Raw genomic sequence first — 21,732 nt, 5'->3', positions numbered from 1 at the left:
CCTTGTTAGCGGCGGGTCTCGAGGGCGAAGTCGAGAATCCGCCGGCGCCCCAGCCACACCTTGCCCAGGTAGATGCCGGGCGCCACCTCACGGATCTCGTCGCGCACCGCGCGGAAGAAGAAGGAGGTGCTGGAGTAGTCGATGACGATGGTGGCCTTGCCGTCCATCCAGCTCTCGCCCCGGTAGACCTTGGCCACCACGAAGCTGAGGCCGAAGGGGGTGACCTTGTTGACCAGCACCCCGGCGGAGCCGTCCTCCGCGAACATGTCGAAGACCTTGCCCTGCCAGGCGAAGAGTCGGGCGAAACGGGCATAGGCCCGGGCGAAGGGGCTGCCGGTGACGATGGGGGTGCCGCGGGTCTCGCCCCGGGGCATCGGGCCGGGGGCGGCCTGGCGATAGAGGTCGTCGAGGCGTTCCCGGCTCAGGCCCAGCCAGGCTTGCACGGTGGCACTCATGGCCCTTCCTCCTGTGTCGGTGGGGCGCTCGGAGAGTCACCCGAAAGCGTGGCGTTATGGGTGGTGCGCTGGGCCCCGGCGGCCTGGTAGATGGCCCGGCGCAGGCGATTGATGCCGCCCAGGGGGCGGTGGGCCGGGTGGCTGTTCCAGGGGTTGAAGACCGTCGACTCGCAGCGCGCCAGGGCCCGGGGCGTATCGATGGCCTGGCGATGCAGGGTGAGTCGGCCCACCGGGCGGAAGGGCGAGGCGTGCTCGTCCCACACCACCGAGGCGTCCTCGATGGGCATGGCCTGCGGGTCGGTCTGGAACTGCACCCGGAAGCTCAGGCAGGCCTCGCCCTCGGCGAGCTGTTCGGCCAGGGCATGGCGCAGGTGGTCGGGGTGATCCGGGTCGGGGGCCGCCATGGGAGCCGGGGCACCGGCGCAGGAACGCAGCGAGTATTTCACCGCGTGGCCCTCGCCGAAGCGGTAGGGGGTGGTGCTCCAGTAGGTCTCAGCCAAGGGGCTCACGGACCGGTCGCGGGCGCGCAGGGCGATCATCAGCGAGCGGGGCTGGGGAGCCAGGGGGTTGACGAAGTACCACCAGAGGCGCCCGTCGGCCACCGCCTCGACGAAGCGGTAGAAGGCCTCGGGGGTGCCGGCGAAGAGCGCCGGGTGGCTGTTGAACAGGAAGTCCTGCTGGCCCGGCGGGCCGGCAAGGCTCTCGGCCCCCGGTACTCCGAACAGGCGCAGCGAGGCGCCACGCAGGTCCTTGTCGCGGTCATCTTGCCGGGTGGCATTGGCGAAACGCACCAGCGCCTCATAGCGGCCCGGCTCGGCGAAGAGCCCCACCGCCAGGTCGTCGTCCAGGGGTGGCACCTCGAAGGTGGCGGTGGCGCAGGCCACCGTCTTGGGCTGGTTGAAGCGCGGGATGGGCTCGCCGGTGGCCCGGTGGCGCTCGCCGATCTCGAGGATACGCTCGGTCATGGCCGCGCCCAGGGCCGCCTCGCCGGGGGCGACGCGCTCCTCGCCCAGCGCCGGCGGTGGTTCCTCGCCGCAGCCGGCCAGGGTCGCCAGCAGCGCCATCAGGGCCAACCGCCGGGGCCTAATCGGCGAAGGCGTCATCGCTCTCGGCGCCCGGGCGTGGCGTCCACTCAAGGGAGTAGTAGTCGCCGCGATCCCGGGCCCAGGGGTCGAAGACATTGATCACCGGCTCGAGCTCCTCGGCCAGCCCCGGCACGCTGCGCTGCAGTACTCGCTTCATGGGCGACACCGGCTGGCGGTGGCCGTTGGGGGTGCCGGCCTCCATGACCACGCCGTCGGGGCCGTTGTTGAGCACCCACTCGTGGCCCAGCTGGGTGTAGAACTCCGGGCGGAAGCTGGAGGTGAAGAAGCGGTCGCTGAACAGCCGCCGGGAGGCGTTGAGGATAAACACCACGAACTGGGTCTCGGAGATGGCGAAGCCGTGGGGGCGCACCGGCTCGGCCAGCCAGCCCACCACGGCATCCACGTCCTCGATATTGTCCACCAGGCTACCGTCCGGGTGGCCCAGGCAGTCGTTGGGGTAGTTGCCCTCGGCGTCCCGGTAGGCGTGGGAGATGATCTTGTCGGCATCGCACTCGTGCTGGCCGTAAATCTCGCGCATGCGCTCCACCAGCTCGGCCTGGCGCCGGCGCTCGGGATGGTCCGCCGGCAGCCGCGGGTCGATAAAGTCGTCGAAGCCGGTCAGTTGCCTGAGGCCATACTGGCGGCGGAACTCGTTGAAGCGCGGTACGCCACGCTCGCGGTCGCGGATGATATCCAGGGCGGCGATATCCAGGCGCCCGGAGCCCTCCAGGTGGGGCATCGGCAGGTTCTGCAGGAACTGGCCATGGTTGCCGAGGGTGAGCAGGCCCAGGCGCTGGCGGCCCAGGCTCAGCGCCCAGTCCGCCACCCCATGGTCGCGCAGCAGCTCGCTGGCGCCGGCGCGGAAGCCTTCCACCGCCGGCACCTTGTGGGCGATGCGGTCGGGGGCGTCGAGTCGACGCAGCTCCAGCAGGTCCGGCACCAGGGGGTGGAGGCGGTAGACGGTGATGAATTCCTCGGGGAAGTTGAACGGCGAGCCGAAGTGGTTGGTGCCGCCGTTGACGTGCTCGGGGTCGGCCAGCGACCAGAGGTCCCGGCGGCCTGGGTGGAGGGGCGAGAACACCGTGTGCCCCGCGTAGCGCTCGCTGCCCATGCCGAAGATGCCGGGGCCGGCGGCCAGCACCGAGTACCAGGCATTGGCGTGGCGGTCGTCGTCGGAGTCGCGCAGGCGTTCCACGACCCGATTCATCACCCCGTCCATCAGCGGATGCTCGGCCAGCAGGCCGTTCCAGTTGGAGTTCATGCCGCGGTAGAGGGGCTCGTTGTAGAGCAGCTGGGGCGTCCACTCGATGGTATGGATCTTGGCGATCATCGCCGCGACCACCAGGCGCGCCGCCTCGAAGAGCTCGTCGTCGCTGACCTCGGCGTAGCGGATCACCCGCTCGGGGGCGGCGGGGTCGCGCAGGCCGGAGTCCGCCTCGGGGGTGGCGGCGGCGCGCTCGCGGAAGGCGTCGACGAAGGCGTTGTGCTCGCGGCTGAAGACGGTGTGGTAGAAGGCGATGCCCAGGGTCCAGTTGTCCGGGAAGGCGGCGGCCTCCTGGCCGCTCCAGACCGGGTGGATGGGGTCGCAGTCGCTCCCTTCGCTGGCCGTCTCGCAACTCGGGCCGAACAGCGGCAGGTAGCCATCCGCGCCGTCCGCCAGGGGCTCGAGCCGCAGCTTGGCGGGGTCCTCCGGGTCGCGCATGACTCGGCGCCGGCTGCGCTCGTCGTAGCCGTAAATCTGTGAGGCGTCCCACCAGGCGGTGACGGTGTTGTCGAAGATGCGGTGGGCGCGTTCCAGGTAGCGCTCGCCGGCGTGGTCGAAGCTGGCCGGCGGACTATCCTCGGCCACCAGGCTGGGCTGGAAGCGATCCTCCGGCCGGCAGCCCAGGGCCGGGTCGTCGCAGCCCGCCGGCAGCAGTCGGCGGCGGTCGTTCTCGCCCTCGTCCAGGTGCGAGAACCAGTCGTGGGTCATGAACTGGATCCAGTAGGCGGCCAGCACATTGAAGAAGGGCGCCGCCTGGTAGTCGCAGTGGGCGGCGGGATCGTGGCCGGGCAGCCCCCGGCCCTGGTTGCACAGCTCGGGCCGTGACTGGGGCCGGGTGAAGAGCTCGCGGCTGATGCGCTGCGGGTCCGGGGTCATCAAGTCGAGGCGCTCGCCGTGGCGGTTGCGGGTCAGCTCGGTATGGCCCTGATCGGGGAAGGTCTCGGTGAATGCCACGTTGCGGGCGAAGGGGGTGCGGGTCGCGCCCATGCGCGGGTTGTCGATGTCGTTGCAGATGCCGGTGAGGGTGCGGTGGCGGATCAGCTCGCCCCGGCAGCGCTGCTCGCCGGCGCCGCCCACCGCCTCATACTGGGGGTGTTCCGGCGGCAGGCGCAGGGCGTCCCAGCGGCGTAGGGTGGGGCCGGGGGCGCCGTCGCGACCCCGCACGTACTCCGCATAGGTGAGGTTGTCGAAGAGGTTGAACTTGATCAGCTCGACCCGGGCGAACTCCAGGTCGAGCAGGGCGCCGTCGATGCCGCGGGCATTGGGGTTAGCGTGGATGCGTTCGCTGAGCCCGCCCACCAGGGAGCGGATCCAGCCCTCGTCGTAGCGGGCGTTGCGCGAGGCGCCGTCGCCGGTGGCCCAGTAGCTCTGCCAGTCGACCCAGGGGGTGTCGAGGGCCAGGAAGGCCAGGGCGCGGCGACCGCCACGGCAGTGGGCGGTGTCCTCGCGGACCTTGCCCAGGAAGCGGTCGGCGCGGTCGTCGGGCACTTCCAGCAGGCCGCCGCCGAGCATCCGCCGGCAGGCGCGCAGGGCCTGCCAGGTCTGCATCCAACTGGGGTGGTCGGCCTCGGGATGGGAACCGGCCCGGTCGGTGAGGGGCGCCTCGTCGGGCGACTCGTGGGGTGTCTGGCCGACGGCGGGCAGTGCCAGGGCGGCCAGGCTCGCCAGTAGCATGACAGCCGATAGCCGTACCGACTGCCGTGCCGATCGTCGTGCCCACCGAAGGAATAGCGAGCCGGGGCGGCGACCAGTGGAGCGGGTGGCATCCTCGCGCACGGCAGACATGCCGGTATCCTCCTTGGGAACGCGCAGGGGCCGGGGGCGGCGTGCCGCGTCCTCCTCGATCGGCGGTAAGGCGAGAGAAGTATAGTCAACGCTTTTCTTAGACTGCCATCGACGGGAGTGGCTAGACTGCTGATCACGGGCGGCCACCCGGGCCGCCGATCCCACGCCAACACAGGGACGGGGGGCAGGGCGATGCGCGGGCAGTCGGCACTCAACCTGGTGATGACCCTCAAGCCCGGCCACGAGGCCGAGGTGCGGGCGCGGCTCGAGGCCATGCGCGGCGACCCGGGTGGCAACGCCGTCCTGCCCTTCGCAAACCTCGAGGGCGTGCACTTCGCCCGCCTGGTGCTACTCCCGGAGGCCTTCCGCCGCGGCGGGCGCCGCTACCCGCCGCAACTGGTACTGGCCGCCAATATCGACGGCGAGATCGCCCCCTGCCTGGCGGCCATCGCCGCGGCGGGCGGCGCGGGCCTCAGTGAGCTGCTCCGCCATTGCGAGGACTTCCCCGACCCCGCCGATCCCGCCCGAGTGCACGACTTCCTCGACGCCCACCGGCTGCCGGTGCGGGCCTTCTACGTCAATACCCTGGGGCGCACCCTGGCCCAGGTGGCGCTCGAGGGACGCCTGCATGATGCCCTACGCGACTACCTGGACACGCACGACTGGCGGGGCCAGTCGCCCCAGGCGGTGCGCCGGGCGCTGATTCGCTTCGTCGCTGGCCGCGATGACCTGCGCGAGGCACTGAGCCCCGCCGAGGGGCCGTCCCGCTGGCGCAGGCTGCAGGGCGGGGGGCTGCTCGGCGCCATCGCCCTGGCAGGGCTAGTGCTGGCCCTGCTGCTGTGGCCGCTGACCCTACTGGCGCTGGTCCTGCTGCGCGGCCACGAGATCGCCAACGCGCCCCATAATCGTCGCCCCCGAGACGCCCAGGTGCGCCGCCTCGAGGCCGACGAGGACCATGGCCTGCACAACCAGCTCTCGGCGGTGGGGCGCATCCAGGCCGGGCCCTTCCGGCGCCTGGTGCTCTATCCGGCGCTATGGCTGCTGCACCTGGCCAGCGCCTGGGTCTTCTACCGCGGCAAGCTGGCCGAGGTGGATACCATCCACTTCGCCCGCTGGGTGATCCTCGACGGCGGCCAGCGGGTCTACTTCTTCAGCAACTTCGACGGCAGCCCCGAGAGCTACCAGGACGATTTCATCGAGCGGGTCGCCTTCGGCCTCAACCTGGTATTCAGCAACGGCGAGGGCTGGCCGCGCACCCGCTGGCTGCTGTTCGGCGGCGCCTCCGACGAACAGGCCTTCAAGGCCTACTACCGGGACCACCAGGTGCCCACCGCGGTCTGGTACCGGGCCCCGGCCTATGCCGGGCGCAGCGCGGTCAATCTGGCCAACCAGGCGGCGGTGCGTGCCGGGCTCGCCGGCGAGATGAGCGAGGCGCAATGCCGCGCCTGGCTGCGGAGGCTCTAGCCCATGGCGGAACTCGAGTTCGAGGATATCCAGGGCATCCTGCTCAGCGGCTACGCCGGCCTGCCCGAGGCGCGTTTCCTGCTGCTGACCTTCGGCGAGGCCGCGGCCGCCCGTGCCTGGCTGGGGGAGGCGCTACCACGCATCGAGGCCGCTGCGGCGGGCCGCCCCCAGGGCGGCAGCCGCCTGCACCTGGCCTTCACTTGGACGGGCCTCGAACACCTGGGGCTCTCCTGGCAGGCCTTGAAGGGCTTCGCCCGGGAGTTCCGTGAGGGCATGGCGGGCTCCGCGCGGCGCAGTCGCCTCCTCGGCGATACCGGCGGCAGTGCCCCCGAGCACTGGCAGTGGGGCGGCCCCGACGGCGAGCCGCTGCACGCGCTGCTGATGCTCTACGCCGCCACCCCCGGAGAGATGGAGACCCGGCTGGCTAGCGAGTGGGCGGCCCTGGGTGCCGCCGGCATTCGCGTGGTAAGCGCCCTGACTAGCCGTAGCCTGCCCGACGGGCGGGAGCACTTCGGCTTCCGCGACGGCATCTCCGACCCCAAGCTGGCCGGCGTCAGCACCAGTCGTGACGCGCGCCAACGGGTCGCCCTGGGGGAGTTCGTGCTCGGCTACCCCAATGCCCGCGACCAGCTGACCCTGCGCCCGCTGGTCGACCCCATCGAGGACCCGGCGGGCCTGCTGCCCGAGGTGGTGGAGGACAGCGACCTGCGCGACTTCGGCCGCAACGGCAGCTACCTGGTGTTTCGCCAACTGAGCCAGGACGTGGCCGGCTTCTGGGGCTGGCTCGCCGACCAGGCCCCGACGCCGGAGGCACGCCTGGCCCTGGCCGCCAAGCTGGTGGGTCGCTGGCCCGACGGCGAGTCGCTGATCCGTGCGCCGCGGCGGCCCAGCGGGGCCGGGCCGGACAACGACTTCGGTTATCACCAGGAGGACCCCGATGGCCTGCGCTGCCCCCTGGGTGCGCATATCCGTCGCGCCAATCCTCGCGATATGCTGCCGCCCCGGCCCGGTACCGAGGCGTCGCTGGCCATCAACCATCGCCACCGGCTATTGCGCCGCGGCCGCCCCTATGGCCCGCCGCTGGCCGAAGGGCTCGACCCGGAGGCCCTGCTGGCCGCCGGCGACGACGGCGTCGAGCGTGGCCTGCACTTCCTCTGCTTCAATGCCGAGCCGAGCCGCCAGTTCGAGTTCGTGCAGCACACCTGGCTCGAGAACGCCAACTTCGCCGGTCTGCGAGGCGAGAGCGACCCGCTGGTGGGCAGCCGTGGCGCGGGGGACAAGGGCGGCGACGCCTTTAGCGTGCCCGAGGAGCCGGTGCGCTGCCGCTATCAAGGCCTGCCGCGCTTCGTCAGGGTGCGCGGCGGCGGCTACTTCTTCTTGCCCGGGTTGCGGGCGCTGCGCTACCTGGCCGCCCCGCCCCGGGGGCTGACCACCGAGCCCAGTGCCCCGGCGCCGCCGGCGGTATTGTTGCCGGATACCTGGTGGTTGCGCGGCGGGCGCGCCATCAACGATGCCCTGGAGCGCGGCCTGGCCCTGTCGCGGCGGGCCACCCGGCTGCGCAACGGCGTCGACCGCCTCCTGCAATGGCCGCTGACCGATGCCCTCCAGGCCTGGCTGCGATGGCGCCGGCGCCACTACGCCATCGATGCCGACCTGGGGCTTGCCGAGGAGCGCGAGCTGGCCGGCGAGGCGGAGGTGGCCCGGCGCATCACCGAACAGATGAGCGAGTTCCTGCTGCGCACCTACCGCCACGGCACCGCCGAGCGGGCCGGCAACACCAAGACCCATGGCCTGTTAAAGGCCCAGTTCGAGGTGCTGGAACTGCCCGAGCCCCTGCGCGTCGGCCTGTTCCGCGAACCGCGCGCCTTCGAGGCCTGGGCGCGTTTCGGTGGCCCCGGCCCTAGGGTGGTGCCGGACATGCGCGATAACGGCGTGCTGAGCCTGGGCGTCAAGGTGCTCGGCGTGCCCGGGGAGACGCTGCTCGACGACGAGGCCCATACCCAGGACTTTTCAGGGATCAGCGCCCCCACCTTCACCACCCCGGACGTCTACGAGAACGCCAAGCTGCAGCGCCTGATCGGCGCCGGCATGCCGGTCTGGTACTTCCTCAACCCCTTCGATTCCCACTACGCCGATATGCTGCTCCAGGCCCTGCACGCCAAGGCCCACGGTAGCCCCTTCGAGGTCGGCTACTGGAGCTGCGTGCCCTACCTCTATGGCAAGGGGCGAGCGATCAAGTACCGCTTCGTGCCGCTGCTCGAGCGCCGCTCCAAGGTGCCGTTGCCCGCCCCGGACGACTACCTGCGCCGAGCCATGGTCGACACCCTGGGCGAGGAGGCGGAGGTGGTCTTCGAGCTGCGCATCCAGTTCCAGGAGGACCCGGTGACCATGCCCATCGAAGACGCCTCGATCATCTGGACCTCCGAGGAGATCCCCGTGGCCCGACTGCGCCTCCCGCGCCAGGAGTTCGATACCCAAGCCCGCAAGCGCCTGGCCCGGGAGCTCACCATCAACCCCTGGCACGCCCTACCCGAGCACCGCCCCCTGGGCAACCAGAACCGCGCCCGCAAATTGATCTACTCCGAGACCTCGCGGCTGCGCCAGCGCATCAACGGCGAGGAGCACTTCAAACCCTAAGGACACGGCGCTAACCGCGTTGCCCGCGTCGTTGTGTAGTCGCCGAATTGATCGGGTCCACCCCGGATCAAGATCCGACTGGGCAGGCCGAAGTTATCTTTATTTAGGAGGCGCCGCTTAGTGCCTGTTGAGGCTGTAGAAACACCTCGTCTACGTCCGGAGTGACCGAGGACGAGTCATCGAGGATGTACCACCACAAGCCTCTATGATATGTCCTTGGGCGCTCCCCCCATAAATCAGAAGCCCGGCTAGGGAGGCTTAGCATGCCATTGGGTCGGGCTAATCAGGGGTAGCAGCAATAGCCGACAGGGAGCAGTGAGTTGAAGAGTGCACAGAGTTTTTGGGACAGGGCCGCGCGGCGCTATGCCAGGAGCCCGGTGAAGGATCAGGAGAGCTACCGGAAGAAGCTGGCGGTGACGCAGGAGTACCTGCGGCCCGGCTGGCGGGTCCTGGAGTTCGGGTGCGGCACCGGCAGTACCGCCATTACCCATGCGCCCCACGTCGGGGAGATTCTCGCCATCGATATCTCGGGGGAGATGCTGGCGATCGCCGAGCAGCGGGCGCGGGAGGCCGGTGTCGAAAATATCCGTTTCCAGCGAGGCACCCTGGATAGCCTGGAGGAGGAGGCGCAGGGCTTCGATGCCGTACTGGGGCTCAATGTCCTCCACCTGCTGGAAGATGTGGAGGGGGCCATCGCCCGGGTCGCCGACCTGCTGAAGCCGGGCGGGGTCTTCGTCTCCAGCACCGCGCTGATCGCCGAGGTGAAGCCCCACTGGCGCTTGCTGATTCCGCTGATGCAGTTCCTGGGGCTGGCTCCCCATGTGAGTCGCCTCGACAAGCCGCAACTGCTGGCCCTGCTGGGGGATGCGGGCTTCGTTATCGACTTCGAGTGGCAGCCGCAGCGGTCGTCGCTGTTTCTCGTGGCCAGGAAGTCCGAGTCGGCTTGAACCGGCCGGTCGGCAGCACCATCACCTTGTGGCCGTCGATTCGCCGCCGCCTCATTCGATACCCCATAGATCAACCGGTCGGGAGGGTGAGCGATGCGTTTTATGATTCTGGTGAAGGCCAGCCAGGACTCGGAGGCCGGCAAGCTGCCGAGCCAGGAGTTGCTGGAGGCGATGGGCAAGTACAATGAGGCCCTGGTCGAGGCCGGTATCCTGTTGGCCGGGGAGGGCCTGTGGCCGAGCAGCGAGGGGACGCGGGTGCGCTTCAGGGGCGAGGAGCGCCTGGTCACCGATGGCCCCTTCGCCGAGACCAAGGAACTGATCGCCGGCTACTGGCTTTGGCAGGTGGCATCCATGGACGAGGCCATCGAGTGGGTCAAGCGCTGCCCCCACCCCATGCCCGGCAGCGAGGCGGAGATCGAAATTCGTCGGGTCTTCGAGGCCGAGGACTTCGGCGAGGCGTTCACCCCGGAGCTGCGTGAGCAGGAGGCGCAGCTACGCGAACGGCTGGGCGAGTGTGTGGAGAAGGGGGAATAGGGCGGCCCGGTAGGCGCCGAGCGCCTACCCTGGAATGTATGCCTAGGTGCGAAGCACCCAACGCCAAGGGCCCGCGATCTCTCGCGGGCCCTTGGCGTGATGGGGGGGGCGGCCGCGGCGGTGCGGAAATGTTTCCAGGCGCGATGGTAGGGCGCGCTGGCGTAACCGTTGCGCTGCATGACCATGAGGATCCTGGTGACAATAAAATCCAACTACTGGGCTTACCATGCGCGACCTAGGGCACTAGGCTGGTGTGAACGAGATACGGAGGAAGGTGTGATGCGGAAAAAAGTAGAATTCCAGAGCAATGGGGTCACCCTTGCTGGCTTGATGGAGATGCCAGAGTCTCGGGTCTCAAGCTATGGTATCTTTGCTCACTGCTTTACCTGCGGAAAGGATGTCGCCGCCGCTTCACGTATCTCTAGGACCCTGACAGCCAAGGGGATTGCCGTTCTAAGGTTTGATTTTACGGGGCTGGGTAATAGCGATGGTGATTTCTCCAACTCCAATTTTTCCTCGAATATTCAGGACCTGTTAAGTGCGGCAGGGTATCTGGAAGAGAATTTCTCGGCTCCGGAGTTTCTGATCGGCCATAGCCTGGGTGGGGCCGCGATGCTAGCCATGGCCGGCCGGCTGCCCAGCGTCAAGGCCATTGTGACAATTGGTGCGCCTTTTCGAGCCGATCACGTGAGGCATAATTTTTCTGCTTCCATGGATGATATCCGTCGTGATGGTGAAGCCGAGGTCACCCTGGGGCTTCGAAAATTCACAATAAAGAAGCAATTTCTTGACGACCTAGACACTTATTCTGACCAGGATATCTCACGTCTAAATAAGGCGCTGCTGGTATGCCACTCGCCGCTGGATACCACGGTCGATATCAGTGAGGCCGAGAAGATCTATCGCGCTGCCAGGCATCCGAAGAGCTTTGTCAGTCTGGACACGGCGGATCATCTCCTGACCAAGAAAGAAGATTCTTCCTATGTGGCGGAGGTGATTGCCGGCTGGGCGGGGCGTTACCTGAACTTGACGCCATCGGACGCTCACAAGCAAGACACAAGCCCCGGTCAGGTGATGGTATCGGAAAAGAACCACAAGTTTACCCTGCACGTCAGCAGTGACAGCCATTACTGGCTGGCGGATGAGCCGAGGAGTGTTGGCGGTGACAACATGGGGCCAGACCCATACGAGCATCTGCTGGCTGCCTTGGGTTCATGCACGGTCATGACGCTGCGGATGTATGCCAATCATAAGTCGATGGCGCTGAAAGATGTCGTGGTAAGGCTTCGTCATGAGCATGAATACATCAAGGACTGCGAAGACCCGGAAAACGAAGGGGCGAAGATCGAGGTGATTTATCGCGAGATCGAGCTCGTCGGCGACCTCGATGAGGGACAGCGGAAGCGGCTCTTGCAGATAGCCGATAGGTGCCCCGTCCACAAGACGCTCCACGCCACGCTGGAGGTGCGCACCGACCTGGTCGAATAATCGCCAACCGGGGAGTGTCCTCGACAATCCAACGCCAAGGGCCCGCGATTTCTCGCGGGCCCTTGGCGTGATGGGATGGGGCTACTCGGCCGCGGCGGTGCGGAAGTGTTCCCAGGCGTGATGGTAGAGCACGCTGGCGTAACCATTGCGCTGCATGACCTTGAGGATCTTGGCCGGGTCGTTGTCGCCCAGCGCCTTATGCAGTTTTCCCCGCTGCTCGTCGTCCAGGGCCTCATACCAGTGGTAGGGGTCGCCCTTGGCGTTGCCTTCCTCGGCCTTGCGGATCAGGTCGATCTCGATGCGCCCACCGTGCCGATAGAGGGTGTCGTAGCCTTCTTGCAGCTCGATCGACGGCACATCGCAGGGTTTTTCCAGGCCTTCCAGCACGTTGTAGTAGTAGTAGCTCAGCGGTTGCATCAGGGCTCCTCCAGCGTTATGCCGTGGCGTGTTCGTCCTTGTCGTGCTCGTGGTGTTCCTAGGGTCATCTTGCCTGAGAGATGGCGGCAGGCTCAATCGAATAATACGCGCCTACCACGCGCAGGCCTTCGTCCCGGCGTCACTGCGTGATCTGGCCCTGCCCTCTTGCCGGGGCTCACTGCGGGAAGATATCCGGCCAGTGCTCATCGGCCGCTTCGATATGGCCGGGAATGTCGGCCTCCCAGCGCCACTGGATCCACCGGCTGTAGTTCAGATAGAGCCTGTCGTCGACGATCTTCCACGCCTCGGGAGTGGTCGCGGCGGCCTCGCCGCGTGCCGCCGCCCAGGCGCACCAGCCGCCGTACTGCGGTGCATAGGCCTCGGGGTCTGCCCGGAAGCGATCGCGGTGCTCGGCGGAGGCGAACTGCCAGGTAGCATCGCGCCACTCCAGTTGATAATCGGGCGATCCTTGCACCGGTTGCCCCTGGGTGAAGTAGGCCACCGGGTCCGTGCCGCCGATGGCCAGGCCATCGCGGGTGAAGATGCGTCCCTCGGCGGCGGCCCCCATGGACCAGGCCAGGCCGAGCATCAGGACTACGGCTAGTCTCCAATCTGTACCTTTCATGGCCACCTCCTTATCGGTTGGCAGGTTACGAGGGCTTTGTCGGTGAAGTGCCCACCGCCTTACAGGCGATGTTTCCTGCCGGCGAGGCAACCCGGGGCGGTGCGTGGACTTTCTCGGCGAACGACGCCAATCTTTGACCACAGAGTGCCGGATGCTCCGGCGCTGCCAGCCCTGACAAGGAGATCCCGATGGGCCGACTCTTTACCCTGATCGTGGTGGCGGGCCTCGTCTATGGCGGGCTCTATTTCGTCTATGGCGTCAAGGTCAAGCAGGGGGTGGCGGAGCAGCTGGATGCCTACGGCCTGGAGCGCTTGGAGGTGACGGCGATCGACTACGAGCCCCTGGCGCCGCTACGCAACGAGTCCGGCGTGACCGCGACCCTCGTCTATCGGGGCGCCGAGGCCCAGCTGGATATCCGCGTCATCGGCCATCCGCTCTTCTCCGAGGAGATGCGCCTGGAGTTGCAGGGGCTGCAGGCCCTGCGGCTGACCCTCGGCGCCGGCCAGTAGTCCCTGCCGTGCCTGCTCGCGAGGGGGCCGCCTATGCTGAGGAGATAGGACGCCGAGCCTGGTCCCGGCGTCGGGGAGGGCGGCATGGCGATTTCCCTGAGCGTGGCCCTGCGCCGCGAATACGAGCGACTCTTCGAGGGCTGCGATATTCGTCCCGGGCAGCGGGCCCTGGTGGAGCGGACCTGTCGGCGACTGGTCCGGGACCGCTCCCGCTATGCGGCGGTGAGCGCCCGCCAGGAGGTGCCCTGGGCCTTCGTGGCGGCGGTACACCAGCTGGAGTCCGGCGGCGACTTCCGCCGTCATCTGCATAACGGCGATCCGCTGAGCGCGCGTACCGTGCGGGTGCCGGCGGGACGCCCCAGGCATGGCGCGCCGCCTTTCACCTGGGAGGAGAGCGCCGCCGACGCCCTGGCCCTCAAACGCCTGGGCGGGAACACCGACTGGAGCCTGGCGGGGCTGCTCTATCAGCTCGAGCGCTACAACGGCTGGGGATACCGCCGCTATCACCCCCATGTGTTGTCCCCCTACCTGTGGAGCGGCTCGGTGCACTACGAGCGCGGCAAGTACGTGGCCGACGGGCGCTGGTCGGAGAGTGCAGTGTCCAGGCAGATCGGTGCGGCGGTGCTGCTGCGCCGTCTGGCCGAGCTGGGCGAGATCGACCTGGACGAGGCGACGGTGTCGCGGCCGGGAGAAGGTGGGGCGGATCATGGCGAGGCACTCGATGCGCCGGCGGTGGGCGCCACGGCGCCGGTGCCATTGGTCTCGCGATACGCCATGCGCCGGGGGCGCGCCTCCGAGGCGCAGAAGGCGGAGCATCTGCAGCGTTGGCTGAATACCTTTCCCGGCCTCTTCCTGCGTGCGGACGGGATCCCCGGGGAGCACACCTCGGCGGCCTATCGGCGAGTCACCGGGCGCTACCTACCCGGCGATCCGCGAGGATAGCGAGGGCCGGGGCTGGGCGTGACCCCGAGGTGCCGCGCGTTAGTCGTGGCCGTGGCGGCGGCGGTGCAGGGCATGCACCCGGTCATCGAGGCCCGCCACCGGGCCCTCCACCGCGAGGTGCGGCACGACCTGGCGGATCGGCAGCGGCGCCACCGGGGCCAGGGGCACGCCCATGGCCTCCAACCAGGTGCCAAGCTGGGCGGACGAGCTGATATAGACGATGCGCCCCAGGCCGACCCAGCCGTGGGCGGCGGCGCACATGGGGCAGTGCTCGCCGGAAGTGTAGACGGTGGCCGCGGCGCGCTGCTCGGGACTCAGGTGCTCGGCGGCCCAGCGGGCGATGGCGAACTCCGGGTGGCGGGTGGCATCGCCTCCGGCGATGCGATTGCGGTCTTCGAACAGCACCTCGCCCTCGGCGGAGACCAGCACCGAGCCGAAGGGCTCGTCGCCGGCGGCCAGGGCCTCCTCGGCGAGGGTCAGGCAGCGTTGCAGATGGGGCAGGTCGTGATCTGTCGGCATGGCGTCCTCCTCGAATCTCCACTCGAGTGTAAGCCACTCGCGGGCCTCCTTGGAGCAAAGCTTGATCCAACTCAATTCGCGCCGGCGATTCTTGTGCTGAACTGAAGTGGATATGGCCCACGGTTACCGCCGACTCTGCCAAGGAGAGCCCCATGCCCGCCATGATGAAAGCCGCCATCTTCGTCGAACCCGGCCGCATCGAGATCGATGACAAGCCGATTCCCGAGATCGGTCCCAACGACGCCCTGATCCGGGTGACCACCACCACCATCTGCGGCACCGACGTGCATATTCTCAAGGGCGAGTACCCGGTGGAGAAGGGGCTGACCATCGGCCACGAGCCGGTGGGCGTCATCGAGAAGCTGGGCGCCAATGTGCAAGGCTACCGGGAGGGGCAGCGGGTGATCGCCGGGGCCATCTGCCCCAGCTTTACCTCCTACGCCTGCCAGGACGGGTGCAGCGCCCAGGATGGGGGGCACCATGCCCACGGTTACAAGCCGATGGGCGGCTGGCGCTTCGGCAACACCATCGATGGCGCTCAGGCCGAGTATCTGCGGGTGCCGGACGCCCAGGCCAACCTCTCGCCGGTGCCGGATGGCCTCAGCGACGAGCAGGTGCTGATGTGTCCGGACATCATGTCTACCGGCTTCGCCGGGGCCGAGGCGGCCGCTATCAAGATCGGCGACAGCGTGGCGGTCTTCGCCCAGGGACCGATCGGGCTATGTGCCACCGCCGGGGCCCGTCTGCGCGGTGCCGGCCTGATCATCGCCGTGGATGGCGTCGATGAGCGCCTGGCCATGGCCAAGCAACTGGGCGCCGATGTGGTGATCGATTTCCGCAAGGTGGACGTGGTCTCCGAGATCCTCAGGCTCACCGGCGGGCGCGGCGTGGATGCCTCTATTGAGGCGCTAGGCCTGCAATCCTCCTTCGAGGCGGCACTGCGGGTGCTCAAGCCCGGCGGCACCCTCTCCAGCCTGGGGGTCTATTCCGAAAATCTGACGATTCCCCTGGATGCCTTCTGTGCCGGCCTGGGCGACCACCGCATCGTCACCTCGCTGTGTCCCGGCGGCAAGGAGCGTATGCGCCGGCTGATGCAGATCATCGATAGCGAGCGCCTCGACCTGGGCCCCATGGTCACCCACCGCTATGCGCTGGAGAACATCGTTGAGGCTTATGAGCTCTTCTCCCATCAGCGCGATGGCGTGCTCAAGGTGGCGATCCAGGCCGGTTGAGCCGACTCGCGCGCTATTGCCTATAGTCGAGGATAGGGGCGTCGAGAGGCGCCGCTTCCCTCAACATGACGCCGCCGGCGTCCCACGTAACGCAGCAGGGGTTCAGCATGTACCAGTCGATACTCGTTCCCGTGGATGGTTCCACGCACGCGGAGAAGGCCCTCAAGGTGGCGGCGCAGCTGGCGTCCCGGCCGGGCAAGCTCTATCTGATCAATGTGCAGCAACCGCCGGATGATATCGGCCTGCTGGTGGGCGGCAGCGGCATGCCGGTCAGCGATGAGGTAATCCAGAAACTGGTCGAGGAGCGCGAGGAAGAGGCGCGCCGGGTCCTCGACAAGGCGCGGGCGGCGGCGGCCCTGGAGGGGCTCGAGGTGGAGGAGGTGATCGCCAAGGGGCGGCCGGCGGAGGCGATCGTCGCCGAAGCGCAGGCCCTCAAGGTGGAGGCCATCGTCATGGGCAGTCGTGGCATGAGCGATCTCAAGGGCATGGTGATCGGTAGCGTCTCCCACCGGGTCGGGCATACCGCCCACTGCACGGTGATCACCGTCAACTAGGGGCTTACGTAAGGGCTCTCATAGGGGCTCTTGGCTCTACCACTCTTGCCCTCGCGAGGCGCCAGTCGGCGCCTCGCTGCGTTGTGGCGGTCTCCTCAGTAGGCCGGGTCGATAACGCCGTTGAGGGAGGCGTTGCGGCGGAACCAGCCGGCGATGCTGGCCCGGGGGCGGGCGGTGGGCAGCACCTCGTGGGGCACCCGGTCGGCGAGGAAGCAGGCGAAGCTGCCCGCCCGGGGCACGACCCGAGCCACCTCGCGGGTCTCGTCCTCGGGGTCATAGAGCACCATCTCGCCGCCATCCGCCGGGCCCCAGTCGGGGTTGAGGTAGCAGACCGTGGAGACCACCCGGTTAGCACGGCCGCGAAAACTGTCGCGATGCTTCTTGTAGAAGGTGCCGGGGCCGTAATGGGCGAAGTGGGCCTCGAACTCGAAGAGTCCCAGGTAGAGGGCCTGGTTGAGTTCCTGCTGAAGCTCGGCCATGGCGCCCAGGTAGTGGCGTTGGGCCAGGGTGGCACGATCCAGCCAGTGGATGGTGTCGCCGCGGATATCGCGGCGCAGGCTGTGTTCTTCGCCGCGGCCGATCCCGGCGGCCTGCATGGCCCGGTGAGCGACGCGTTCCTCCAGTTCGTCGTACAGGGCCCGGCACAGGCCGGCGTCGACGACCCCCTCGCCGAGATACCAGCCACGCTCGACCAGGGCATCCACCAGCTCGGTGAGGGTGGCGGGGGAGAGGGAGGGAATGACCAGGCTCATGGGTGCTCCAGACGGCGCGGGGGATAGTAACAGAGGCGCCCGTCGGCGGGGGGACGAAAGAGACTGATGGGGCGCTCGAAGCCCTCCGCCAGCAGCTCCACCAGCATCATCGCCGACAGGCCCCAGATCACCTGGCCCTGCACATGGTAGCTGGGCACATAGTGGGGGCGCCCCTCGACGGTGATGACATCGGTATGGTGGCGGCGGTCCTCCAGGAACAGTCGCAGCGGTACCTCGAAGATGGTATCCAGCTCGCCGGGGTCGGGGATCAGCGGCAGATCCGGCGGGATGCGCCCCACGAAGGGGGTGACCCGGATCCCGTGCAGGGAGATGACGTCGCTGAGGCGACCCAGCAGCTCGACCTGTCCCCGGGCCAAGGCGATCTCCTCCTCGGCCTCGCGCAGGGCGGTGCTCAGTAGGTCCGGGTCGTGCCGTTCGCGCTTGCCGCCGGGGAAGGCCACCTGGCCACGGTGGGTGTTGAGGTGGGCGGCGCGACGAGTAAACAGTAGGGTCGGCTCGGGGCGGTCGACGATGGGCAACAGGACCGCGGCCTGGGGCAGGTCCAGGGTGAGGCGCCCGGGGCGGTGTGCTTGCAGGCGCTCGCGAAGTTTCTCTAACATGGGACTCCCACACAATTTATCTTCTTGTACTTAGCGCCGGGGAAGGCGTCAAGGGCCCCGGAAAGGCGTCAAGGGCAAGCCGAGCATCCCGCGAGGAGCCGATGAATTTCTGTAGCCACTGTGGCCATACCGTTCGCTTCGCCATTCCCGAGGGCGATGACCGTCCCCGCTACCTCTGTGACGCCTGCGGCACCATCCATTACCAGAACCCGCGTATCGTCGCCGGCACCCTGCCGGTGCGGGGCTCGAAGATCCTGCTCTGTCGGCGCGCCATCGCCCCGCGCAAGGGCTTCTGGACCCTGCCCGCCGGTTTCATGGAGAACGCCGAGACCACCGTCCAGGCGGCGGCCCGGGAGACCCGCGAGGAGGCCTGCGCCGAGGTGGCCATCCATGGACTCTACACCCTGATCAACCTGCCCCATATCAACCAGGTCTATATGATCTTCCTCGCCGACCTCGAAGGCGGTTTCGACGCCGGCCCCGAGAGCCTGGAGGTGGCGCTCTTCGAAGAGGAAGAGATCCCCTGGGACGAGCTTGCCTTCCCCACCATCGAGCGCACCCTGCATCACTTCTACGCCGACCGCCGCGGCGAGGCCTTTCCCCTGCATATCAGCGATATCACCGCCGAGGATCGCGAGCGCTACTTCGGTTCCGCCTAACCCTGGCATGTCGGAAAATCCATGATCCAGATCAGGGTTATGGCGCCCGGGTCGCGACCCTATCCGGTTGCGACCCCTACCCGAGTCTCGGCGACGGTTGCCCTGGCCTGCCCGTTGGAGACATAGATGGGCGCTAGTGTGCTTGTTGGGGAAAAGGTTTGAAAAATATTATTTCTTTGGTTTTTAGTGCCATTGATGAAGTATATGTCAGTGGCTATTGCTTATTTTTCTCCTTGACATGGCACATTGACCGCCTTGGTTCGGCTCGGTAAACAGTGGCTTGCCAACCACAACAACCGAGAGAGCCGAGATGTCCGCGACCCACAAGACCCTGCCGCGCCTGACCGCCCTGACCCTGGGAACCTGCCTGATGGGCAGCGCCCTGGCCGCCGAGGCCGTGACCCTGCGCCTGGCCACCGATTCCGGCACTCAGGGGTCGCCGGCGGGGGATGCCCTGGAGACCTGGGCCCGCCTGATCGAGGAGCATTCCGACGGCGAGATCGACGTCAACGTCTACTATCAGAACGAACTGGGTGGGCAGCAGGAGGTCTTCGACCTGCTGGTCTCCGGAGACGTGCACCTGATGCTCAACTGGCCGATGACCTCCTACGATCGGCGTATCGGCGTCATCTACACCCCCTATATGACCCTCTCCTGGGAAGAGGCCATGGAGGCCTACAGCCCCGGTGGCTGGGTCAATGAACTGCTCGGCGATATCTACGCCGATATCGGCCTGAAGTTCTTCGGTCCCTGGCCGGAAGGCTTCAATGGCGTGGCTTCCCGGGGCAGCTATGCCCTGACCACCGAAGAGGCCGGCGACCTGGCGGTGCGTACCATGACCGTCTTCCCGGCGCCCCAGACCATGCAGGCGCTGGGCTACCAGACCGCCGCCATCGACTGGGGCGAGGTCTACACCGCCCTGCAGACCGGCGTGGTGGATGGCGAGGCGGGCAACGTCATCTACTGGCCCTATGAATACTTCCGCGACATCCTCGACTACTACGTGCACACCAAGCACTTCTTCATGACCGGCATCCTGACCATGAACATGGAGACCTTCGAGGGGCTTAGCGAGGCGCACCAGCAGGCCGTGACCGCGGCCGCCGAGGAGGTCATGAACCAGCAGTTCGTGGCCGCCCGGGAGCAGGACGAGTACTACATCGCCAAGGCCCAGGAGGATGGCATGGAGTACTTCGAGCTCTCCGACGAGCAGCTCCGCGAGTTCGCCCGCCTGGCCCGCGAGCAGGTGTGGCCGCTGATGGGCGAGGAGATCGGCGAGGAGATCATGGACGTGATCCGCGCCAACGCCACCCCGCTCTGATTCCCTTGCTTGCATGATAACGGCCGGCCCCCTGGGCCGGCCGCTGCCGTGGAGAACGCACCATGTCTGATGTGATGTGCGCCCTGGACCACTGGGTCGGGCGCCTGTTGAACCTGATCGTGTTCGTCGCCAGCGTGGCCGTGGTGGGGCTGATGCTGTTCCTGATCCTGGCCCGCTACGTCTTCGGCTGGTCGGTGGTGGGGACCCTGGAGCTGGTGATGCTGGCCGGCATGTGGCTCTACATGACCGGCGCGCTGATCGCCAGCCGCCGCAACGAGCACCTGGTGGTGGACTTCCTCGAACTGCAGATCCGCGATGCGCGGCTGCGCGCCCTGCACAAGAGCCTGGTGGCCTTCATCGTCACCCTGATCTGTGCCTGCTTCGTGTTCTGGGCCTACAAGATGCTGGCCTGGGGCCTGGTACGGCCGCAGCGCACGCCGGCGCTGTCGATTCCGTTATGGATCTCCCAGGCCTCGATCATGGTGGCCAGCGTCGGCTGCCTGGCCTATGCCCTGCGTGACTTGATCGGCGGCCTGCGGGCGCTGAGCGGCAAGACCCCGGGGGCCCTGGCCTCCCAAGGAGAGCACTGATGGAAGGCTTGTTCGCGATTCTGATCCTGCTGGTGCTGATGGGCCTGGGCGTGCCCATCGCCTGGTCCTTCGCCGGCGTCCTGGCCTATCTGGCGCTGATCTATGACGCCAACTTCAATACCCTGATGATGCAGGGCTTCCGCTCGGTGGACTCGGTGATCCTGATCGCCCTGCCGCTGTTCGTGCTCACCGGCTACCTGATGCAGAGCGGCGGCATCGCCAGCCGCCTGGTGACCTTTATCGAGACCCTGGTGGGGCGCCGCCGCGGCGGCATGGGCGCCTCCATGGTGCTGGCCTCGGGGATCTTTGGCGCCATCGCCGGCACCGCCACCGCCGCCGTGGCCTCCATCGGCACCATCATGGTCGGCCCCCTGGAGCAGCGCGGCTATCCCCGCGGTTACTCCTCGGCGCTGCTGGGCATCTCCTCGCTGCTGGGCATCCTGATCCCGCCGTCGATCACCATGATCCTCTTCGCGGTGGTGACCCGCCAGTCGGTGGCCGCGCTCTTCGCCGCCACCGTGGGGCCGGCGCTGCTGCTGATCGTGGGGCTGATCCTGGTCAATCGCCTGGCCTGCGGGCGGCTCTTCCAGGAGGTGGTGGGCGAGCCGCCCGAGGGGGCCGCCCGGGTCAGTCGGCGGCGTGCGGCCCTGCGCGCCTTCCCGGCGCTGTGCCTGCCGGTGATCATCCTGGGCGGCATCTACGGCGGGGTCTTCACCCCCACCGAGGCCGCCGCCGTGGCCGCCTTCGCCGCCATCGTCATCGGCTTCCTGGTCTACCGGGATCAGACCCCGGGCAACTTCTACCGCAGCGTGATCGCCGCCTCGGAGACCACCGGCTCGATCATCCTGATCCTGCTGTTCTCCTTTATGATCGGGCGGATACTGGCCGCCGAGCGGGTGCCCCAGGAGCTGACCGAGCTGATCTCGCTGATGATCACCGATCCGCTGATGATCCTGATCGCGGTGAATGTGTTCCTGATCCTCGCCGGGGCCATCCTCGACGATGTCTCGGTCACGGTGGTGATCGCGCCGCTCTTCCTGCCGCTGATGGTGGAGACCGGGGTGAACCCGGTGCACTACGCCGCCATCGTCGCCTGCTCGGTGGTGATCGGGGCCAATAGCCCGCCGGTGGCGCCGATCCTCTACATGGCCTGCCGCATCGGGCGGGTGTCGATCCACAAGACCTTCTCGCCGGCGTTTCTGCTGATCGCCCTGGTGGGCCTGCCGGTGATGCTGATCACCACCTTCGTGCCGGAGCTGTCGCTCTTCCTGCCGCGCCAGCTGGGCTTTATCCGCTGACATCGGACGCCGCGGCCGAGCCGCGGCGCTCCTTC

At 67.7% G+C, this 21,732-nt stretch carries 21 protein-coding genes; 13 read left to right on the top strand and 8 right to left on the bottom strand.

The window, feature by feature from the left end:
- Positions 1 to 5 precede the first annotated feature (5 nt).
- From HPA02_RS03365 to HPA02_RS03355, 3 genes are read right to left on the bottom strand one after another with little or no spacing between them, the layout of a single operon-like run.
- Entirely contained in the window at positions 6 to 455 is a 450-nt protein-coding gene (locus tag HPA02_RS03365) for a hypothetical protein (RefSeq protein ID WP_146801662.1), read from the bottom strand.
- A complete protein-coding gene (locus HPA02_RS03360) occupies positions 452 to 1,558 on the bottom strand; it encodes a catalase family protein (RefSeq protein ID WP_146801661.1) in 1,107 nt (368 codons plus the stop codon). Before HPA02_RS03360 ends, HPA02_RS03365 begins: the two co-directional genes overlap by 4 nt.
- Positions 1,539 to 4,589 carry a peroxidase family protein gene (locus tag HPA02_RS03355; RefSeq protein ID WP_222593971.1) on the bottom strand — a complete coding sequence of 1,017 codons (3,051 nt, stop codon included), beginning with the start codon at positions 4,587 to 4,589 and terminating at the stop codon, positions 1,539 to 1,541. The genes HPA02_RS03360 and HPA02_RS03355 overlap by 20 nt, the downstream gene beginning before the upstream one ends.
- A 192-nt stretch (positions 4,590 to 4,781) precedes the next feature.
- Here HPA02_RS03355 and HPA02_RS03350 point away from each other — a divergent pair, with 192 nt between their 5' ends.
- The 5 genes from HPA02_RS03350 (at position 4,782) to HPA02_RS03325 (ending at position 11,659) form a co-directional block, all read left to right on the top strand.
- Positions 4,782 to 6,053, top strand: a complete 1,272-nt coding sequence (locus HPA02_RS03350) for a hypothetical protein (RefSeq protein ID WP_146801660.1) — start codon at positions 4,782 to 4,784, stop codon at positions 6,051 to 6,053.
- A 3-nt stretch (positions 6,054 to 6,056) separates the two neighbouring features.
- Complete coding sequence (locus tag HPA02_RS18325) at positions 6,057 to 8,690, top strand: hypothetical protein (protein ID WP_222593970.1); 2,634 nt, start codon at positions 6,057 to 6,059, stop codon at positions 8,688 to 8,690.
- A 377-nt stretch (positions 8,691 to 9,067) separates the two neighbouring features.
- Entirely contained in the window at positions 9,068 to 9,637 is a 570-nt protein-coding gene (locus tag HPA02_RS03335) for a class I SAM-dependent methyltransferase (RefSeq protein ID WP_244945845.1), read from the top strand.
- A 93-nt stretch (positions 9,638 to 9,730) separates the two neighbouring features.
- Positions 9,731 to 10,171 (top strand): YciI family protein, encoded by a 441-nt coding sequence (locus HPA02_RS03330; RefSeq protein WP_146801658.1) that lies wholly within the window; start codon positions 9,731 to 9,733, stop codon positions 10,169 to 10,171.
- A 279-nt stretch (positions 10,172 to 10,450) separates the two neighbouring features.
- Positions 10,451 to 11,659, top strand: a complete 1,209-nt coding sequence (locus HPA02_RS03325) for a bifunctional alpha/beta hydrolase/OsmC family protein (RefSeq protein ID WP_146801657.1) — start codon at positions 10,451 to 10,453, stop codon at positions 11,657 to 11,659.
- 81 nt (positions 11,660 to 11,740) lie between these two features.
- On the opposite strand, the gene HPA02_RS03320 is transcribed toward HPA02_RS03325, so the two are convergent.
- On the bottom strand, positions 11,741 to 12,076 hold the full coding sequence (locus tag HPA02_RS03320; RefSeq protein WP_146801656.1) for a hypothetical protein: 336 nt from the start codon (positions 12,074 to 12,076) through the stop codon (positions 11,741 to 11,743).
- Between the two features lie 175 nt (positions 12,077 to 12,251).
- Positions 12,252 to 12,701 carry a YHS domain-containing (seleno)protein gene (locus tag HPA02_RS03315; RefSeq protein ID WP_146801655.1) on the bottom strand — a complete coding sequence of 150 codons (450 nt, stop codon included), beginning with the start codon at positions 12,699 to 12,701 and terminating at the stop codon, positions 12,252 to 12,254.
- Positions 12,702 to 12,889: 188 nt separating this feature from the next.
- Here HPA02_RS03315 and HPA02_RS03310 point away from each other — a divergent pair, with 188 nt between their 5' ends.
- On the top strand, positions 12,890 to 13,210 hold the full coding sequence (locus HPA02_RS03310; protein WP_146801654.1) for a hypothetical protein: 321 nt from the start codon (positions 12,890 to 12,892) through the stop codon (positions 13,208 to 13,210).
- An 84-nt stretch (positions 13,211 to 13,294) separates the two neighbouring features.
- Positions 13,295 to 14,152 (top strand): hypothetical protein, encoded by an 858-nt coding sequence (locus tag HPA02_RS03305; protein WP_146801653.1) that lies wholly within the window; start codon positions 13,295 to 13,297, stop codon positions 14,150 to 14,152.
- 39 nt (positions 14,153 to 14,191) lie between these two features.
- Here the strand turns inward: HPA02_RS03305 and HPA02_RS03300 are convergent, their stop codons facing one another.
- Positions 14,192 to 14,671: a nucleoside deaminase gene (locus HPA02_RS03300; protein WP_186809910.1), complete on the bottom strand. Its 480-nt coding sequence runs from the start codon at positions 14,669 to 14,671 to the stop codon at positions 14,192 to 14,194.
- Positions 14,672 to 14,823: 152 nt separating this feature from the next.
- On the opposite strand from HPA02_RS03300, the gene HPA02_RS03295 reads away from it, so the two are divergent.
- Together HPA02_RS03295 and HPA02_RS03290 are read left to right on the top strand one after the other, a co-directional pair.
- Positions 14,824 to 15,903: an NAD(P)-dependent alcohol dehydrogenase gene (locus HPA02_RS03295; RefSeq protein ID WP_146801652.1), complete on the top strand. Its 1,080-nt coding sequence runs from the start codon at positions 14,824 to 14,826 to the stop codon at positions 15,901 to 15,903.
- A gap of 107 nt (positions 15,904 to 16,010) precedes the next feature.
- Positions 16,011 to 16,457: a universal stress protein gene (locus HPA02_RS03290; protein WP_146801651.1), complete on the top strand. Its 447-nt coding sequence runs from the start codon at positions 16,011 to 16,013 to the stop codon at positions 16,455 to 16,457.
- Positions 16,458 to 16,552: 95 nt separating this feature from the next.
- On the opposite strand, the gene HPA02_RS03285 is transcribed toward HPA02_RS03290, so the two are convergent.
- Together HPA02_RS03285 and HPA02_RS03280 are read right to left on the bottom strand one after the other, a co-directional pair.
- Positions 16,553 to 17,209, bottom strand: a complete 657-nt coding sequence (locus tag HPA02_RS03285; RefSeq protein ID WP_146801650.1) for a 2OG-Fe(II) oxygenase — start codon at positions 17,207 to 17,209, stop codon at positions 16,553 to 16,555.
- Complete coding sequence (locus HPA02_RS03280) at positions 17,206 to 17,829, bottom strand: CoA pyrophosphatase (RefSeq protein WP_146801649.1); 624 nt, start codon at positions 17,827 to 17,829, stop codon at positions 17,206 to 17,208. Before HPA02_RS03280 ends, HPA02_RS03285 begins: the two co-directional genes overlap by 4 nt.
- A gap of 101 nt (positions 17,830 to 17,930) precedes the next feature.
- Here HPA02_RS03280 and HPA02_RS03275 point away from each other — a divergent pair, with 101 nt between their 5' ends.
- The 4 genes from HPA02_RS03275 (at position 17,931) to HPA02_RS03260 (ending at position 21,697) form a co-directional block, all read left to right on the top strand.
- On the top strand, positions 17,931 to 18,488 hold the full coding sequence (locus HPA02_RS03275) for an NUDIX hydrolase (RefSeq protein WP_146801648.1): 558 nt from the start codon (positions 17,931 to 17,933) through the stop codon (positions 18,486 to 18,488).
- Positions 18,489 to 18,798: 310 nt separating this feature from the next.
- Positions 18,799 to 19,809: a TRAP transporter substrate-binding protein DctP gene (gene dctP, locus HPA02_RS03270; protein ID WP_146801647.1), complete on the top strand. Its 1,011-nt coding sequence runs from the start codon at positions 18,799 to 18,801 to the stop codon at positions 19,807 to 19,809.
- A gap of 62 nt (positions 19,810 to 19,871) precedes the next feature.
- Positions 19,872 to 20,399 (top strand): TRAP transporter small permease, encoded by a 528-nt coding sequence (locus HPA02_RS03265; RefSeq protein ID WP_146801646.1) that lies wholly within the window; start codon positions 19,872 to 19,874, stop codon positions 20,397 to 20,399.
- Positions 20,399 to 21,697 carry a TRAP transporter large permease gene (locus HPA02_RS03260; RefSeq protein WP_146801645.1) on the top strand — a complete coding sequence of 433 codons (1,299 nt, stop codon included), beginning with the start codon at positions 20,399 to 20,401 and terminating at the stop codon, positions 21,695 to 21,697. Before HPA02_RS03265 ends, HPA02_RS03260 begins: the two co-directional genes overlap by 1 nt.
- Positions 21,698 to 21,732 lie beyond the last annotated feature (35 nt).

The sequence above is a fragment of the Bisbaumannia pacifica genome, assembly GCF_007989625.1.
GTDB classification, from domain to species: domain Bacteria; phylum Pseudomonadota; class Gammaproteobacteria; order Pseudomonadales; family Halomonadaceae; genus Bisbaumannia; species Bisbaumannia pacifica.
The sequence above is the reverse complement of the archived record's forward strand: the minus strand, read 5'-3'. Positions and strand labels throughout refer to the sequence as shown.